Raw genomic sequence first — 16,812 nt, forward strand, 5'->3', positions numbered from 1 at the left:
ACCGCGTTCCGCCTAGTACGGCGAAACGGTGGATTTGTGCAGGTTGACGTCGATATCGCGGTGGATGGGTGGAAAAGCGCGCTGTGGGCATGCCTCGCGTGTGCATACGCGGCAGCCAGCGCCGATGGGGGTGGCGGCGTCGAGATCGCCGAGGTCGAGGCCGTCAGCGTAGACGGTCCGCTCAGCGTGGCGGGCCTCGCAGCCGAGGCCAATGGCGAAGACTTTGCCGGGCTGGCCGAAACGGGCGGCGTGATGCTCAACGGTGCGGGAAATCCACATATAAGGGCGGCCGTCGGGCATGAGTGCCAGCTGGCGCATCACTTTGCCTGGGTAGGAGAAGGTTTCGTAGACGTTCCACAGAGGGCAGGTACCGCCTGAGTGGGTGAAGTGGAAACCGGTCGCTGATTGACGCTTGGACATGTTTCCGGCGCGATCGACGCGAACGAAGGTCCAAGGAATGCCGCGCAGGCTGGGGCGCTGCATGGTGGACAGTCGATGGCAGATTGTTTCGTAGCCAACTCCATAGCGTTGCGAAAGCAGCTCGATGTCGTGGCGCTTCGACTCCGCCATGGTGTGGAAGGCCTCGTAGGGAAGGATGAGGGCCGCAGCATAGTAGGTGGCCACACCCCGCTGTGCCAGCTTGCGAGATTCTTCGGACATGAAATGGCCAGAGCCGACGGCCTCGGCAATGGTGTCCCCCTGCTCGAGGAACCCAAGCTCGGTGGCCATGCGGAATGCCCGCTGACCAGGGGAGAGGTGACGGGCGAGGTACAGAGTCTTCGTTCGTGGGTCTAGGTTGTGCTGTGTGTCCCCCAGATTTGAGTCCAGGCTAATGCGGACGCCGTGGGCGTCGCGAAGCCTATCGGAGAGAACAGCTACAACGTCGGTGGACTCCTCGGCGATGTTAAGTTTTCGGGCTAAGTCTTCTGCGGCGGTATCGACGGAGTCGATGTAGTTTTGGCGAGCGTAAAAGTAGTCGCGGACCTCTTCGTGTGGCATCGTGAGTGCTTGTGCTACGGACGATGACGCGGACTCATCTGCGAAGTTTCGTCCTTCCGTGGCGAGCGAGAGCTTGTCAGTGACATTGCGGTAGCGCCTGTGGATATCGACCATGATGCGTGCGATATCTGGGTGATTGCGGACCATCTCAGAAATTTCCTGGAGGTCCATGGGGGTCTTGGTGATTTCCTTGTCCATCACCACGTCCTGGACTTCGGCCAGCAGTCGGGAGTCATCGTCGCGTGAGAAGAATGTAGCGTCCACGCCAAAAGTGTCGGTAATCCGAAGAAGCACGGGGACGGTCAGCGGACGGACATCATGCTCAATCTGGTTGACGTAGCTGGCGGATAGACCGAGCGCTTGAGCGAGGGCGGCCTGGCTGAGGTCGCGTTCGCGACGCAGTTGGCGCAACCGGGAGCCCACATAGGTCTTCGACATAGAAAACAAGTTTAGTTGTTAGGGAGGGCAGGCGGGGCGGCAGGCAGCACAAAAACGCCCCTGCCCACCTCCTATTAATCGACGATGTTGAGCTCTCGGAATAGGAGGCGGCAGGGGCAGAGGTCAGAATCTTGCGGGCCTAAGCGGGGGGTATTTGCCCTATCGAGGTGATACAGCGGGGGAGGGAAGGCTCGGGGACTCCGGGAATTTCCAACCTGGAAGCCCGGGGGAGTTGAAGGAATCGAAGATGCTGGTAGAGCTGTTAACTGCTACCTCCGCCATATCCGACCTCACATTGTCGCGGGAGGCGGTTACCGAAATGGTGCCAGGAACTGCCGGTAGGTAGCCGAGATTGCAGGAGAAGTTGCCCTGCTCGTCGGTTACCGCCACACAGCGGGTGCCGCCCGGCCCAATCGCTTCAATGTACGTACCCGGTTCAGCCTTGCCGCTGATGGTCGTTTGGTTCCGGCCGTTTGCATTGGCGGGCTCAGCCTTCAGCTCGGTGGGAGTCTTCGGAGGGGCAACCGTGACATTGATGGTCTTGGCCTCAGAGCTGCTGCCAAGCACGTTGTCGGAGCCGTCGAACTTTGCTATGACGCTAACTTGTCCTGTCGTTTCCGGCTTCCATTCGCAGGCTGCGCTGCCATCTGCAGAGCTTTTCGCAACGCACAATTCTTTGTTAGTTCCTGTAGCAATGAACTTAACCGTGCGCTCGCTTAACGACGTCTTCTCGTTGCCGTCAGCCTCGACGATTGAGAGCTTTGCGTTAAGGATAATGGGTTCGTTGACGATAGCGCTTTCGGGAATGTCGGTGAGCGCAAGCGAGGTATGTACCTTGCCGGAGTCGACAACGGTTACGGATGGGCCACCTTTGAATAGAGCAGGCTTGTATTCACGGGTAGAAAACCACGTAGACGCACTCCACTTGTACCAGAACCCCGATTCAAGGGGCTTATCAGTGGAGCACCCCTCCGTGACCTTGTATTTAAGGCTAAAGGTGTAGGGCTGATCCTTCTTGTAGGTCCAAAAGCCTTCGGAATCATTGGAAGTTATGTGAGTCACTCCATCGGAGTGTTGTACCTTGTCAGTAGGAAGCGGCGCTGCCCCTTCGGATCCTTTTTGAACAGTCGCGGAGTCAGCAACGTATTCGAGACAACTGTCGACGTTGTTTTTCCACTCATAAATCTTCTGAGTGCCAGTGTCTTCAAACTTCTGGGTGTAGGTGATTTCGGAGCCAGGCTTGACTGATGTGGCACTAACGGTTCGAGTGAAGGTGGAACTTCCATCCTTGTGCGAGGCTGAAGCGCTATCAGCAGCTGCGGCAGGAGCCAGCAGCACGGCTAGCGTCAGGCCGCTTGCCAGAACCAACGAGGTTCGAGAAATCCTTTGATTTTTCATAAGCGAGTACTTTCCTGTCATGCAGAAGTGTGGGCTCTACTCGGTCACTGGAGCAGGTGGGGAGGATGGCTCGGCTGCGGTAGGCGTCGGGTTTTTGGGCTTGGGCAAGCTCGGGCTTTGAAGTCCCGGGCTGTTGAGTGAGGGGAGCCCCGGGGAACCGAAGAAAGCATCGCCTGGTTTACGAGTTCCCTCCTCGTAACCAGTGAAGGCATATGCGGCTTTGGTTTCATCGGTGCACATGATGAATGCCGCGGCATCGAAATCGGTGCGAGGCCCAGAGCTGGGGTTGTTAAGGTACGCGGAGAAATCGGCGGATTCACCTGGTTTGACCGTGAACTTATCAATCAGCCCGGCGTGGCCCTTGACTCGCTCATTCGAGTAGTCTTTGGCGATTTTGTTTCGGTCCGCATTTGGGTCTCCCAGTAGTCCGCCAAGCCCCTGAAGGAGCGGGCCTAGGCTTCCCAGGTCGAGTTCACCGAGTTTGATTGGACCAACGATCGGAATATTTCCGAACTGGATAGGTACCTTCGGTAGTTCACGGAAGGTGTTTTTGCGATAGTAATCTTCAGACTGAGCTACCAACTTTGCCGTGGTCACGTCTCCAGCGGTGGCTCCATTGCCGCGAGGACCGGCGCAAGTGAAAGTCTTATTGTCTGAGTTGTTTTTCACCGTTCCCTTGATTTCGGTTGCTGCAGCGTCAGCGGGATTGACGGTGACTGTCATGAGATTTGTGTCGGTGTGGACCACGATCGAAGTCTGATCTGCGCCAGGTATGACGTTGCCATAAGGTTGTGCGAGTGCGGGCGTTGCCGCAAGCAAAGAAGCGGACACCATCAGACCAGCTACTGGCAGAGATGTTTTTACTGCCTTGGGGATTAAGGGGGACATGAAAACCGAATCCTTTAGAAATTTAGCGTGACAAGAATGAGGGAGCGCAGCCGAGAGCGGCGGTTAGTTAGCCCTTAGTCCGGGGGAAGGAAGTCCCGGAGAAGGCAGGCTGGGAGAACCTAGTGAACCTCCAAAGCCGCCTACTGAGGGCGCTTTGCCGGATTCATAGCCGGCAAACACGTACTGCTGCTTGTGAGGCTCATTGTTATCGGTGCAGTAAATCAAGGCGGCCGCCTCGAAGTCCTTGCGCTCACCATTTCCGGGCGCGTTTAGTGTCACCGTCTTGGCCTCAGTGGCAAAGGGTTTAAGGTCAAAAACCTCAATCTGACCGTTATGTCCAGCCAATTTGGCCTGTTCCCAGGACCGGAAAAGCTCTGCACGGGTGGCTATTTGCTTGCCGAGAGCGGAGCCAAGAAGGCCGTTGGGGACGAACTCGAGCAATCCGTTGGTTGGAATGACGCCCAGAATTGGAACATTGATTCCGTCAGAGGGGACGTTTGGCCAGGTGCGGTAGTAGTCGACAGCCTTGGCTACAATGGCGGCTTCGGTGACAGTGTTGGGTAGCTTTGTGGGCTTTTTCTCGTCCGTCGATACTCCCGGTGCGTAGCACGAGAAAGTGCTGTCGTAATTGTTCTTAATAGTCACCTCGACGGTATCGCCACCGGTATTTTCTCCTACGGAAACGCTGACTCGAGGGCTATCTGTTACAACGACACTTCCGCTGGAAGAAGCGCCAGGGAGCAAGCTGGCCTGATCTTGAGCCGCTGCAAATGTTGTACAGCCCAAGGTGATGGCGGAGGCGGTAGCAATTGTTATGGCAATCTTTCTGGAAGCCTTATTGGTGGTGCGGAGCAATCGGGGGAATTGTCTCAGATTCATAGAGGATGTCTTTCGTTGTAGCTGGTGCTTTCCCCATGTAAAGGAGTTTGGTCGGGCTTCCTCCTGGGGGAGCTTTAGGTATTCCGCCAGGGATTTAGGAGCATTTCTGCATGGTGGCTAAGGAAATCCCAAGCAGAACATAATAAATGTTACCAGTGTTACAAAAGGGGGCGATTGGTGTTGGTGTGAATTTTGGGGGTAGCGTGAATTGCTGCAATAAAAAGACATTTATATTAAGTTGTCTATTTTTTTATCTGAAATATGTGGCACATTTCGCTGAATCTACAGCCGTCAACTAGCTCATTCTGAGGTGTTAACCATGGGAATCGTGCAGTTGCCGTTCAAGATTGGCGAGTTCAAGTCTGGAATAAGAAAAACGCCCAGCGAAGACTGCTTTCGCAATCTCGCTGGACGTTTTTGAAAGGCCCGGAGGGGGCATCTCTTAGTGGAACTGGCCTTCCTCGGTGGAGCCCTTCAGAGCGGTGGTGGAGGAGTTCGGGTCGACGGTGGTGGCAATCTTGTCGAAGTAGCCGGCGCCAACCTCACGCTGGTGCTTGACAGCGGTGAAGCCGCGCTCCTTGGCAGCCTCGAACTCGCGGTTCTGCAGGTCGACGAATGCGGTCATCTGCTCGCGAGCGTAGCCGTAAGCCAGGTCGAACATGCCGTAGTTCAGGGCGTGGAAGCCAGCCAGGGTGATGAACTGGAACTTGAAGCCCATCTTGCCCAGCTCGTTCTGGAACTTGGCAATCTCGTCCTTCTCGAGGTGAGCGGACCAGTTGAAGGACGGGGAGCAGTTGTAGGCCAGGAGCTGGTCCGGGAACTCCTCCTTGACGCCCTCAGCGAACTTCTTAGCCAGCTCGAGGTCCGGAGTACCGGTCTCCATCCAGATCATGTCGGCGTACGGAGCGTAGGACTTTGCACGGGCGATGCAGGGCTCGAGGCCGTTCTTGACGTGGTAGAAGCCCTCGGAGGTGCGGTCGCCGGTGATGAACGGCTTGTCGCGATCGTCGACGTCGGAAGTGATGAGGGTAGCGGCCTCGGCGTCAGTGCGGGCGATGATAACGGTCGGGGTGTTGGCGACGTCAGCAGCCAGGCGAGCAGAGGTCAGGGTGCGGATGTGCTGCTGGGTCGGAATCAGGACCTTGCCGCCCAGGTGGCCACACTTCTTCTCGGAAGCGAGCTGGTCCTCCCAGTGAGTACCAGCGGCGCCGGCCTTAATCATGGCCTTCTGCAGCTCGTAGACGTTCAGAGCGCCACCGAAGCCGGCCTCACCGTCAGCGACAATCGGGAGCAGCCAGTTGTCGACGGAGTTGTCGCCCTCGATGCGAGCAATCTCGTCGGCGCGCAGCAGAGCGTTGTTGATGCGCTGCACAACGTTCGGCACGGAGTTTGCCGGGTACAGGGACTGGTCCGGGTAGGTGTGGCCGGAGAGGTTTGCGTCACCAGCGACCTGCCAACCGGAGAGGTAGACAGCCTTCAGGCCAGCGCGGGCCTGCTGAACGGCCATGTTGCCGGTCAGTGCGCCCAGAGCGTTGATGTAGGAGTCATCCTTAACGTTGACGCCCTCCCAGAGGATTTCAGCGCCACGGCGAGCGAGGGTGTTCTCCTCGACGACGGTGCCCTGGAGCTCAGCAACCTGCTCAGCGGTGTAGTCGCGGGTGATGCCTTCCCAGCGCGGGTTCTCGTCCCAATCCTTCTGGATTTCGGCGGCGGTACGTGCCTTACCAACGTTAGACATAAAGGTGTCACTTCCTTCTGCTTGCTTTTTCTTGAGCGGGAACTGGCCGAGAGTGAATCAACAGCCTGACCCGTTAAGACCGCGGGACCGGTGGGGCAGGGGTATTAAACGTGAGGTAAAACCCCGTTCACACAAAGTCGCGAACCGTTCAATGTCCGCTTCCGCGTGTCATGCTTCACATTCTGGGCTATGAATCATGGTTCGTCAAGCGCCTCCCGCTGTGAATTCCAGTATGTAATCGAGGTAACACCTGTGAAGTTTGCAAAGAATGTGATGTGTAGCATGGACTCTGTTAATTTCCGGCCTGACCGGGAAGTACGTTTGTACTGTTTTTCTCGTGTTTTGCCGTCGCTAATGTTGTTACCCCCGGTATGGGGTGTGTGGAAAAACTTCAAACCGCGCGAACTTTGGCTAACGTCGTTCCTGTGCTGGGGGGTGTTACATCACCCCCCAAAATTAAGCTGGAAGTACGCCCCGGTAGGTGTGGTGAGTGCCCTCATTACTCCGCAAATCCGCTAAGTATTTCCTTGGCTTGAGGGGGTCAATTGGCCGTCGAGCGTGTCCCGTGTCTTGCCTTGTATCGCGATGAGGTGCAGGTCACAGGGGGGCTAACCCGGGGATTGGGACTCAGAGCCGTGGTCGAGCCTCGCCTTGCGAACTCGCGCCCGAGTAACGAGGTCTCCCATCTGTTGGGTTCGCGTGCAATCCCATACCCGAAGCCTCCCCCGCCTACCCGAGCGGGGGTGAGGGAAGGAGACGGAGGTGTCGTCGGCAAGCGGGGTTGCGAGGCGACTGATGAGAGGGAGGGGAGTGGAGAAACTGCGAAAGCGGGTTCAAAAGTAAGCCCAATCACATACAGTGAGGGCATCGCACCCCGGCAATCCGCTCCCGGAGCGCCAACTACGGTGCCGACTCGCGGCGGTCGGGGTGAGCAAATTGCAACCAATAATATTGAGGAGAGCAATGGCACAGCGCATTACCGCAGGCGGACTGCAGGTCGCGAAGGTTCTGTACGACTTCGTTAACGAGACCGCGCTCCCGGCTGCAGGCATCGAGGACAAGGAAGCATTCTGGAACGGCTTCGGTGACATCGTCGCCAAGTACACCCCGCGCAACCGGGAGCTGTTGGCCAAGCGCGATGAGCTGCAGGAAAAGCTCGACGCTTGGTACAAGGAGCACCCGGGCAAGCAGGACCAGGATGCTTACGTCGCTTTCCTGAAGGAGATCGGCTACCTGGTTGAGGACCCGGGTGAGTACCAGGTCACCACCGCCAACGTCGATTACGAGATTACTTCCACCGCCGGTCCGCAGCTGGTCGTGCCTGTGCTCAACGCCCGCTTCGCTATCAACGCTGCGAACGCTCGTTGGGGCTCGCTGTACGACGCCCTCTACGGCACCAACGCCATCCCAGAAGACGGCGGCGCAGAGAAGGACACCCCGGGCTACAACAAGGTCCGCGGTGACCGCGTTATCGCATGGGGCCGTAACTTCCTGGACAAGGCTCTGCCGCTGGTTGACGGCTCCCACGCTGACGTCACCTCCTACGACATCGTCGACGGCCACCTGCAGGTGACCCTCGAGGGTGGCGCGACCACTGGTCTGCGCGAGCCGGAGACGCTGGTGGGCTACACCGGCGACAAGGCTGCCCCGGAGTCGATTTACTTCAAGCACAATGGTCTGCACATCCAGCTGCTGATCGATGCCGAGTCCCCGATTGGTAAGACCGACAAGGCTGGTGTCAAGGATATCGTCCTGGAAGCCGCGGTCACCAACATCATGGATTTGGAGGACTCCGTCGCAGCTGTCGATGCCGCCGACAAGACCCTCGGCTACACCAACTGGCTGGGCCTGAACGTCGGCGACCTGAAGGTCGAGTTCGAGCGCAAGGGCAAGACCCTGACCCGCGAGATCAACGACGACCGCACCTACACCGCGCTCGACGGCTCCGAGGTCACCCTCCACGGCCGTTCCCTGAACCTGGTCCGCAACGTCGGCCACCTGATGCAGAACCCGGCTATTCTCGACCGCGATGGCGAGGAAATCTTCGAGGGCATCATGGACTCCGTCATCACCGCCGTCTGTGCGATCCCGGGCCTGGACCAGTCCAACGCCCGCAAGAATTCCCGTACCGGTTCCATCTATATTGTGAAGCCGAAGCAGCACGGCCCGGAAGAGGCTGCGTTCACCAACGAGCTCTTCGCTGATGTTGAGGATTTGCTGGGGCTCGAGCGCAACACCATGAAGGTTGGTCTGATGGATGAGGAGCGTCGCACCTCTGTCAACCTGGACGCCGCCATCAAGTCCGTCTCCGAGCGTGTTGTGTTCATTAACACCGGTTTTATGGATCGCACTGGTGATGAGATCCACACCTCCATCCACGCTGGCCCGATGTTCCGCAAGGCTGTTCAGAAGACCGCCCCGTGGATGCTGGCTTACGAGGACAACAACGTTGACGCTGGTCTGGCTCATGGTCTACAGGGCAAGGCTCAGATTGGTAAGGGTATGTGGGCGATGACTGAGCAGATGGCCGAGCTGCTGGAGCAGAAGATTGGTCAGCCGAAGCAGGGTGCTTCCACCGCGTGGGTTCCGTCCCCGACCGGTGGTGTGTTGCACGCGACTCACTACCACGAGGTTGATGTTTTTGGGGTTCAGGACAAGTTGCTTGCCGACGGCCGCCGCGACACCTTCGGTGACCTGCTGACCATCCCGGTTGCGGCCGCAAAGGCCGGTGACCCGGGCGCGGACTGGTCTGATGAGGACAAGGCCAACGAGCTGGACAACAACTGTCAGTCCATCCTGGGCTACGTGATCCGCTGGGTCGAGCAGGGCGTCGGTTGCTCGAAGGTGCCGGACATCAACGATGTCGATCTGATGGAGGACCGCGCTACACTGCGTATTTCCTCGCAGACGCTGGCCAACTGGTTGCTGCACGGTGTTGTCACCGAGGAGCAGATTATCGATTCGCTGCAGCGCATGGCTGAGGTCGTCGACCGCCAGAACGCAGGCGACGATGCCTACCTGCCGATGGCTCCGGACTTCGACAACTCCATCGGTTTCCAGGCTGCGAAGGAGCTCATCCTTGATGGCGTGAACCAGCCGGCTGGTTACACGGAGCCGATTTTGCATCGTCGTCGCTTGGAGTTTAAGAAGCGAGAGGGTATTGATCAGGACTAGAATCTGGACTAATTCTTCGGTTGCTGGCTGGTCGCTCTCGACGGTGCTAGCTAGTTAACTCGTGGCAGCGTGCTTCTTTTAAGGAGCGGTTTCATTGGTTTCCTTTTTCATTGGGAAGCTGGTGGGGCCGCTTCTTTTTGCGTATGCCGACGAGCTTTCATGCGGTTTCCGCACTCTTTCATCGAGCACCATTGTCTCTTCATTCCGTTTGAGCGATCTTCAAAGAGGATTCCGCAGCGTTCATGGGAACATTTCTTGAGGCGTTTGACATCTTTGCTGCCGAAGAACATGGCTGCATCTTGGGCAACAAACCCCAGTACTTGTTCAGGCGTAAGGGTTGGGCGAAGTAGAAAGCCTTCAAAGCAATCGTCGATTGACAAAAAGTGTTGAGGAGTCAGTTTGCTCCATCTATTAAGTGTATTTATTGCGGATTCAAGACTCTTGGGGCTTATACAATCGGCATCATTCAATCGGTGCTCGGCAAGAAGGATTATTGCTTCTCGGAGCTCTTGTATCGAAGAGATGGGTATTTCGGCTGCTACCTTCTGAAAATCCGGCAAGCTCTTAGCCCATGAAGCCCTGGTGCGACTGGCGCTAATCCAGTTTGTCAGATTCGCTGTTGAATCTAATAAATCCACCGTCGGGTGGAGGGGGTCTTTACGTCGTCTAAGAGTGTTAGCGAAATCCAGGCAGGGGCGTTCTCCGTAGAACACAAAGTTCAGCGATTCAGCTGGTTGTCTTGAAGATATTTTCATGAAATTGATTTTACACTCTTGAAGGAACCCCCTGAGGGGGTTAGTATATTTGCTTATGAGAGACCATCAGTACCCGCTGGGGATATATGCGCTTCCGTTGGTTACTGCCTTCATGCTGCCAAATCTTGTCACTCCGCTCATGGAGCTACTGAGGAATGAGATTGGCTTCTCATCAGGTGTGTTAACCGTGATTTTCGTGTTTTATCTAGGTGGTCTCGCCCCGGCATTTTTGCTCGCTCCGAGTCTCGGGAAGCTATGGGGCAGAAAGAAAACACAACTGATTGCTTGTGGGGTAGGGATCGCGTCCTGCGCTTTTTACATAGTTGGCGCAAATGTTGGGATGCTTCTTATCGCCCGTATTCTTACGGGGTTGTGTTCCGGGCTCATTCTGGTTCTAGGTCCTAGTGCGGTGCAGGCGGTTGCGGGAAAAGACCGTGCTAAAGAAGCCACTTTTGTGGCGACTTTGGGGATTGCGGTTGGTCTTGCTGGAGGTCCTTTATTTGCTGGTTTCTTAGCTGAGCTGTTGCCGTGGCCTACGAAAATAGTCTTCGTGCTTATGGCCGTGCTGTTGGCGCTATCGGCACTCGTCATTCTGACCGAAGAAGAATCCCCGACGGGACCCGTGAAATCTTGGTTGCCTTTTAAGGGGCTAGACACTCGAGCGGGTCGGACCATTAAAGCGGGCCTTGGTGCTTTCGGTCCTGGTATGACAGCAGCGGCAATTATTCTGGCACTAGCGCCGACACTTGTTGCTGGTCTCGGGGGGACAGCAGGGCCCTTGGGTGCAGGTTTGATGGCTGGTGGCATGTATGTGATGAGCCCTATTGCGCAGACGGTGGTTCGTCGATTTACAAGCATGACTCATATTCGTATGTCACTTGTACTGATAATTCTAGCGATGGTCGTCTTTATTGGTGCAGTTAATACTCACAACCTAGTACTTCTCGTATTTAGTGCTGTATTGATGGGCGCAGGCCAGGGAATTAGTAACTTGGGGAGTTTCGGTTTGATCCACCAGCATGTTAATCCGGCGCAGATTCCAGGTAGCACAGCCGTGTTGAGTTTAGGGGTTTACGCCAGTGCAAGCATCGTGCCACTCGCTGGGGGATTCCTAATTGACTCGGAAGGGTTGGAGAAATCCGGTTTTTACATGGCAATGGGGGTCATAGTCATGGTGCTTGTAGGTTCGGTTTTTGCTAGACAGAAGTATTTGAATCCTGCTGAAAAGGAAGCCTGATGAGAGTTGGAATTGTTGGAGCAGGAATAGCAGGTCTGGCGTTAGCCAATCAATTGCATCAAAAAGGCATCGAAGTTCAAATCTACGAAAAGGCTTCGCGGCTTGAGCCGGTTGGCGCCGGATTCACAATTCAACCTAGTGGCTTTAAGGTTCTCGAGGGGACTGTAGACACTGAATCAGTTCTTGCAACTGCTGCTTTGGTAAATCAATCTCAGATGATGGATGCTGAAGGGAATCTTCTCGCAGTTGACATAATGGAATCGTTAAGTTCCGGTGCGAAATCGTATTCGATACATCGTGGCGATATTCACGAGGCCCTGCTTAAAGACCTTTCGCATGGTGATGTAGTTAAAACCTCGATGAGGGCTACCAATATCAATTCGGACGAGTCTGCGGCGATTATTCAATTTGAAGATGGAACCTCAAGTAGTTTTGACCTAATAATAGGCGCAGATGGAATCCGAAGCGTTGCGCGAAAGTTTGTGAGCCCTGAAGCTAAACTCAACCAAAGTCACGGTATTGCCATTCGAACGTTGGTCCCAAGAAGTCGCGATGACCTACTATTTCACAATTTCAGAGCGTGGATGGGGCAAGGAAAGGTAGTCCTAACTTATCCGGTTAGAGGGGGCGAGTTTCTTAACATTGCATGTTATACCGACGGACTACCTCAAATCGACGGTTCATGGTCGCGCCCCGTAAAACCTGACTGGTTGCGGAATGAGTTTCGAGGTTGGGATCCCTCATTGACGAGCCTTTTAGCGCGAGCGGATAGTTGTTTTAGTTGGAATTTGGCCGACATCGAAAAACTCCAAAACTGGAATCGGAAGCGAGTGGTGTTGGTTGGTGATGCCGCACATGCAATGGTTCCGTACTTAGGCCAGGGTGCTAATCAGGCGCTAGTCGATTGCTATGAGTTGTCGAATTCTCTGGGCAAGGTAGCCGACGATCAAGGTACATTGGCTGAGGCTCTTCAAGAATATGAACAATCTCGGAAGCACTCCGTGGCACTTATACAGCAATTGTCTCGGAAGGCTGGGCATATTTTCAAATCAGATTTCGATGGAAATCGAGACATCAAAAACCTTGAGATTACGGCGCTTTTGAAAAAAGTTTCCGCTGTCCAGACAGGAAGTGCATAGAGATGAAAATTGAGATTGCTGAAATGCGGGCACGCGAAAAGCTCAGTTCTTTGTTGTCCAAGAGCATGACAAGTGGCTTCGATAAGAAGCTAAACCTTACATACCTAGAAGTACGTTCGGCTCGCGTTCACGCGACGGTATCGGTAGATGGCACTCTTCATCAGCCAGCGGGAATCGTCCATGGAGGCGTGATGGCTTCAATTGTAGAAGCAGTCGGTTCGGCTGGAGGATACGCGTGGCTTATCGACCGTGGCAGTGAAGATATTTTCGTCGGAACCACTAATACAACCGATTTCCTTAAGAGCACTTCTGACGGTGTTTTGGAGGCTATCGGGGAGCCAATTCACCAGGGTAAGCGTAGTCAGGTTTGGCGGATAGAGATTAAGCAGATTGAGACCGGAGCGACAATTTGCGTCGGAACGTTGCGCGGGCAGAATATTCCGTCGCGTCAAAGGGGATGAGATGCACGAAGAACTTAGGGACTTTGTTGGTAATTTAGTTAATCGGATCGTCGCACAATATGGCCGTGACTATCGACATAAAAAAATCTTGAATCACCAACCAGCTGAGGAGCTCTGGGATGATCTCTCAGCATCTGGCTTGGTGGGATTGGGGACGCCGGAGCGTTTCGGTGGCAGCGGACAGGGCATGGTCGGTCTGAGTTTTGTGGCCGAGAATTTAGCGAGACATGGTCATCTGCCAGTCTTGCTAGTGATGTCTCCGGGAATTGTTGGTTCCATCCTGCTAAAAGGAGGCTCAGCATCGCAGCAAGAAGCCTACTTGCCTGGCATTGCTTCAGGGAAGTTGAAATTTGCCTTTGCAATTACGGAGGCAGACGCAGGAAGCAACACTCATCGTATTAAGACGGTCTTATCGGAAGGAGATAGCGATAGCTATCGCCTCAACGGGAGTAAATGTTTTATTTCTGGTGTAGATGAAGCAGATTACGTGTTGGTAGTTGCCAAAGCTGCTTTTGATGGTGGCGAGGACAAACTACTCTGTTGCATCGTTCCCACTGATGCTGCAGGCGTGAACAAGAATCGCATTGCCACCGAGGTTTTTAGTGCAGATTCGCAGTGGCTGCTTCACTTCGATGATGTTTTGGTCAAGAAAACTGACGTAATAGGGGAATCGAATAGCGGTCTAAAAGCGCTCTTCGCGGGATTGAATCCTGAACGTATTTTGATGGCATCTTTCTGTGTAGGAATCGGATTGCGGGCACTAGATTTGGGTACTGACTACGCCCGCAATCGCAAGGTGTGGGGTTCGCCCATCGCCACACACCAAGCCGTCTCGCATCCGCTTGCCGAATCAAAAATAGAGCTTGAGCTTGCGAAAAATATGACCTACCAAGCGGCCGTTGCCTTCGATTCCGGTGACAACACGGGCGAGTTGGCAAACTATGCAAAATTTGCGGCGGCTCGGGCTGCAGTAAGCGCGGTCGATAAAGCACTTCAAGCCCATGGCGGTAATGGATTCACCAAAGACTATGAGGTTTCAGAATTGTACTGGCCAGCCCGCCTATTCCGTACCGCTCCAGTAAGCGAGGAGATGATTCTTAATTATGTCTCGAACCAGGTGCTGGGTTTGCCCCGCAGCTACTGAACCACCGATGAGAAAAATAATCCAACTCTATCGAATTAGAAATTAGAGGAGTCCTATTATGAAATATGAAAACGTCGGAATCCTGCGGGTGGCACCTCGGTTGCTTGCCTTTGTCAATGACGAGCTCTTGCCGGCGATTGGCAAGTCATCCGCAGCGGCTCAGTCCGAGTTCTGGAGTGGCTTCGGTGACATTGTTGCTAAGTACACCCCGCGCAACCGCGAGCTGTTGGCCAAGCGTGATGAGCTGCAGGAAAAGCTCGACGCTTGGTACAAGGAGCACCCGGGCAAGCAGGATCAGGATGCTTACGTCGCTTTCCTGAAGGAGATCGGCTACCTGGTTGAGGACCCGGGTGAGTACCAGGTCACCACCGCCAACGTTGACTACGAAATCACTTCCACCGCTGGCCCGCAGCTCGTCGTTCCACTATTGAATGCTCGATATGCAATCAACGCGGCGAATGCTCGTTGGGGCTCGCTGTACGACGCCCTCTACGGCACCAACGCCATCCCAGAGGACGGCGGCGCAGAGAAGGACACCCCGGGTTATAACAAGGTCCGCGGTGACCGCGTTATCGCATGGGGCCGTAACTTCCTGGATAAGGCTCTGCCTTTGGTCGACGGCTCCCACGCTGACGTCACCTCTTATGACATTGTTGACGGTGCGCTGCAGGCAACCCTTGAGGGTGGCGCAACCTCTGGTCTGCGTGAGCCGGAGACCCTGGTTGGCTACACCGGTGACGTTGCGAAGCCGGAGTCGATTTACTTCAAGCACAATGGCCTGCACATTCAGCTGCTGATTGACCCAGAGTCCCCAGTCGGCTCTACCGACAAGGCTGGTGTGAAGGACATCGTCCTGGAAGCTGCTGTTACTAACATCATGGATCTGGAGGACTCCGTCGCAGCTGTCGACGCCGCAGACAAGACCCTGGCGTATCGTAATTGGCTCGGCTTGAATATTGGCAATCTGAAGGTGGACTTCGAGCGAAACGGTAAACAGGTAAGCCGTGTACTTAATCCGGATCGTGTTTATGCCTCCGTCAAGGGTGAAAGTGTGCGCTTGCATGGGCGTTCGTTAAATTTGATTCGTAACGTCGGCCACCTGATGCAGAACCCGGCGATCCTGGATCGCGATGGCGAGGAGATCTTCGAGGGCATTATGGATGCGGTTATTTCTACTGCATGCGCGATTCCGGGTCTCGCTATTGATAGCGAGTTTTGTAACTCCCGCACCGGTTCCATCTACATTGTGAAGCCGAAGCAGCATGGTCCGGAGGAGGCTGCTTTTACTAATGAGCTTTTCGCTGATGTTGAGGATTTGCTGGGGCTCGAGCGCAATACTCTCAAGGTTGGTCTGATGGATGAGGAGCGTCGGACCACGTTGAACTTGGATGCGGCTATTAAGGAAGTATCCGAGCGTGTTGTGTTCATTAACACCGGTTTTATGGATCGCACTGGTGATGAGATCCACACCTCCATCCACGCTGGCCCGATGTTCCGCAAGGCTGTTCAGAAGACCGCCCCGTGGATGCTGGCTTACGAGGACAACAACGTTGACGCTGGTCTGGCTCATGGTCTACAGGGCAAGGCTCAGATTGGTAAGGGTATGTGGGCGATGACTGAGCAGATGGCCGAGCTGCTGGAGCAGAAGATTGGTCAGCCGAAGCAGGGTGCTTCCACCGCGTGGGTTCCGTCCCCGACCGGTGGTGTGTTGCACGCGACTCACTACCACGAGGTTGATGTTTTTGGGGTTCAGGACAAGTTGCTTGCCGACGGCCGCCGCGACACCTTCGGTGACCTGCTGACCATCCCGGTTGCGGCCGCAAAGGCCGGTGACCCGGGCGCGGACTGGTCTGATGAGGACAAGGCCAACGAGCTGGACAACAACTGTCAGTCCATCCTGGGCTACGTGATCCGCTGGGTCGAGCAGGGCGTCGGTTGCTCGAAGGTGCCGGACATCAACGATGTCGATCTGATGGAGGACCGCGCTACACTGCGTATTTCCTCGCAGACGCTGGCCAACTGGTTGCTGCACGGTGTTGTCACCGAGGAGCAGATTATCGATTCGCTGCAGCGCATGGCTGAGGTCGTCGACCGCCAGAACGCAGGCGACGATGCCTACCTGCCGATGGCTCCGGACTTCGACAACTCCATCGGTTTCCAGGCTGCGAAGGAGCTCATCCTTGATGGCGTGAACCAGCCGGCTGGTTACACGGAGCCGATTTTGCATCGTCGTCGCTTGGAGTTTAAGAAGCGAGAGGGTATTGATCAGGACTAGAATCTGGACTAATTCTTCGGTTGCTGGCTGGTCGCTCTCGACGGTGCTAGCTAGTTAACTCGTGGCAGCGTGCTTCTTTTAAGGAGCGGTTTCATTGGTTTCCTTTTTCATTGGGAAGCTGGTGGCGCCGCTTCTTTCTATTGTGGTCGGCCGTATATTTTGTGGGGTAATAGACAAAAAGTGTGTCCGGATTCCCAGATACCTGCTGGTCAAAACCCATAAAACGGGCTTATATAAGGTCTCATCCCTTATATAAGCCCATTTTTCATTCAATCCACCGGAATGGC

General features: G+C 55.1%; 12 protein-coding genes. 6 read left to right on the forward strand and 6 right to left on the reverse strand.

Features of this window, described 5'->3' with window-relative positions:
• Positions 1-12: 12 nt before the first annotated feature.
• The 5 genes from ramB to aceA form a co-directional block, all read right to left on the reverse strand.
• Positions 13-1,437 (reverse strand): acetate metabolism transcriptional regulator RamB, encoded by a 1,425-nt coding sequence (gene ramB / locus CLAC_RS01210; RefSeq protein WP_053411357.1) that lies wholly within the window; start codon positions 1,435-1,437, stop codon positions 13-15.
• 159 nt (positions 1,438-1,596) lie between these two features.
• On the reverse strand, positions 1,597-2,835 hold the full coding sequence (locus tag CLAC_RS01215; protein WP_053411358.1) for an Ig-like domain-containing protein: 1,239 nt from the start codon (positions 2,833-2,835) through the stop codon (positions 1,597-1,599).
• 36 nt (positions 2,836-2,871) lie between these two features.
• Positions 2,872-3,723, reverse strand: a complete 852-nt coding sequence (locus tag CLAC_RS01220) for a hypothetical protein (protein WP_156324729.1) — start codon at positions 3,721-3,723, stop codon at positions 2,872-2,874.
• A gap of 63 nt (positions 3,724-3,786) precedes the next feature.
• Positions 3,787-4,578, reverse strand: coding sequence for a hypothetical protein (locus tag CLAC_RS01225; RefSeq protein WP_156324730.1), 792 nt, complete (start codon positions 4,576-4,578; stop codon positions 3,787-3,789).
• 466 nt (positions 4,579-5,044) lie between these two features.
• Positions 5,045-6,340 (reverse strand): isocitrate lyase, encoded by a 1,296-nt coding sequence (gene aceA / locus CLAC_RS01230; RefSeq protein ID WP_053411361.1) that lies wholly within the window; start codon positions 6,338-6,340, stop codon positions 5,045-5,047.
• Positions 6,341-7,303: 963 nt separating this feature from the next.
• Between aceA and CLAC_RS01235 the strand changes: the two genes are divergently transcribed.
• Entirely contained in the window at positions 7,304-9,514 is a 2,211-nt protein-coding gene (locus CLAC_RS01235; protein WP_053411362.1) for a malate synthase G, read from the forward strand.
• 107 nt (positions 9,515-9,621) lie between these two features.
• Here CLAC_RS01235 and CLAC_RS12195 read toward each other — a convergent pair whose 3' ends face one another.
• Positions 9,622-10,269 carry a CGNR zinc finger domain-containing protein gene (locus CLAC_RS12195; protein WP_082312967.1) on the reverse strand — a complete coding sequence of 216 codons (648 nt, stop codon included), beginning with the start codon at positions 10,267-10,269 and terminating at the stop codon, positions 9,622-9,624.
• 55 nt (positions 10,270-10,324) lie between these two features.
• Here CLAC_RS12195 and CLAC_RS01240 point away from each other — a divergent pair, with 55 nt between their 5' ends.
• From CLAC_RS01240 to CLAC_RS01260, 5 genes are read left to right on the forward strand one after another with little or no spacing between them, the layout of a single operon-like run.
• The gene (locus tag CLAC_RS01240; protein ID WP_053411363.1) at positions 10,325-11,506 is read left to right on the forward strand and encodes an MFS transporter; all 1,182 of its coding nucleotides are present in this window, start codon (positions 10,325-10,327) and stop codon (positions 11,504-11,506) included.
• Complete coding sequence (locus CLAC_RS01245; RefSeq protein ID WP_053411364.1) at positions 11,506-12,645, forward strand: FAD-dependent oxidoreductase; 1,140 nt, start codon at positions 11,506-11,508, stop codon at positions 12,643-12,645. The genes CLAC_RS01240 and CLAC_RS01245 overlap by 1 nt, the downstream gene beginning before the upstream one ends.
• A 2-nt stretch (positions 12,646-12,647) precedes the next feature.
• Complete coding sequence (locus tag CLAC_RS01250) at positions 12,648-13,106, forward strand: PaaI family thioesterase (RefSeq protein WP_053411365.1); 459 nt, start codon at positions 12,648-12,650, stop codon at positions 13,104-13,106.
• Between the two features lies 1 nt (position 13,107).
• Positions 13,108-14,250, forward strand: a complete 1,143-nt coding sequence (locus tag CLAC_RS01255; protein ID WP_053411366.1) for an acyl-CoA dehydrogenase family protein — start codon at positions 13,108-13,110, stop codon at positions 14,248-14,250.
• Between the two features lie 58 nt (positions 14,251-14,308).
• Positions 14,309-16,525 carry a malate synthase G gene (locus tag CLAC_RS01260; RefSeq protein ID WP_053411367.1) on the forward strand — a complete coding sequence of 739 codons (2,217 nt, stop codon included), beginning with the start codon at positions 14,309-14,311 and terminating at the stop codon, positions 16,523-16,525.
• Positions 16,526-16,812 lie beyond the last annotated feature (287 nt).

The sequence above is a fragment of the Corynebacterium lactis RW2-5 genome, assembly GCF_001274895.1.
Lineage (GTDB): Bacteria > Actinomycetota > Actinomycetes > Mycobacteriales > Mycobacteriaceae > Corynebacterium > Corynebacterium lactis.

Excerpts from the sequence above, each read along its gene's own strand:
- aceA (WP_053411361.1), bottom strand. The coding sequence starts at position 6,340 with ATGTCTAACGTTGGTAAGGCACGTACCGCCGCCGAAATCCAGAAGGAT.
- CLAC_RS01255 (WP_053411366.1), top strand. The coding sequence starts at position 13,108 with ATGCACGAAGAACTTAGGGACTTTGTTGGTAATTTAGTTAATCGGATC.
- CLAC_RS01215 (WP_053411358.1), bottom strand. The coding sequence starts at position 2,835 with ATGAAAAATCAAAGGATTTCTCGAACCTCGTTGGTTCTGGCAAGCGGC.
- CLAC_RS12195 (WP_082312967.1), bottom strand. The coding sequence starts at position 10,269 with ATGAAAATATCTTCAAGACAACCAGCTGAATCGCTGAACTTTGTGTTC.
- ramB (WP_053411357.1), bottom strand. The coding sequence starts at position 1,437 with ATGTCGAAGACCTATGTGGGCTCCCGGTTGCGCCAACTGCGTCGCGAA.
- CLAC_RS01250 (WP_053411365.1), top strand. The coding sequence starts at position 12,648 with ATGAAAATTGAGATTGCTGAAATGCGGGCACGCGAAAAGCTCAGTTCT.
- CLAC_RS01220 (WP_156324729.1), bottom strand. The coding sequence starts at position 3,723 with ATGTCCCCCTTAATCCCCAAGGCAGTAAAAACATCTCTGCCAGTAGCT.
- CLAC_RS01240 (WP_053411363.1), top strand. The coding sequence starts at position 10,325 with ATGAGAGACCATCAGTACCCGCTGGGGATATATGCGCTTCCGTTGGTT.
- CLAC_RS01260 (WP_053411367.1), top strand. The coding sequence starts at position 14,309 with ATGAAATATGAAAACGTCGGAATCCTGCGGGTGGCACCTCGGTTGCTT.
- CLAC_RS01235 (WP_053411362.1), top strand. The coding sequence starts at position 7,304 with ATGGCACAGCGCATTACCGCAGGCGGACTGCAGGTCGCGAAGGTTCTG.
- CLAC_RS01245 (WP_053411364.1), top strand. The coding sequence starts at position 11,506 with ATGAGAGTTGGAATTGTTGGAGCAGGAATAGCAGGTCTGGCGTTAGCC.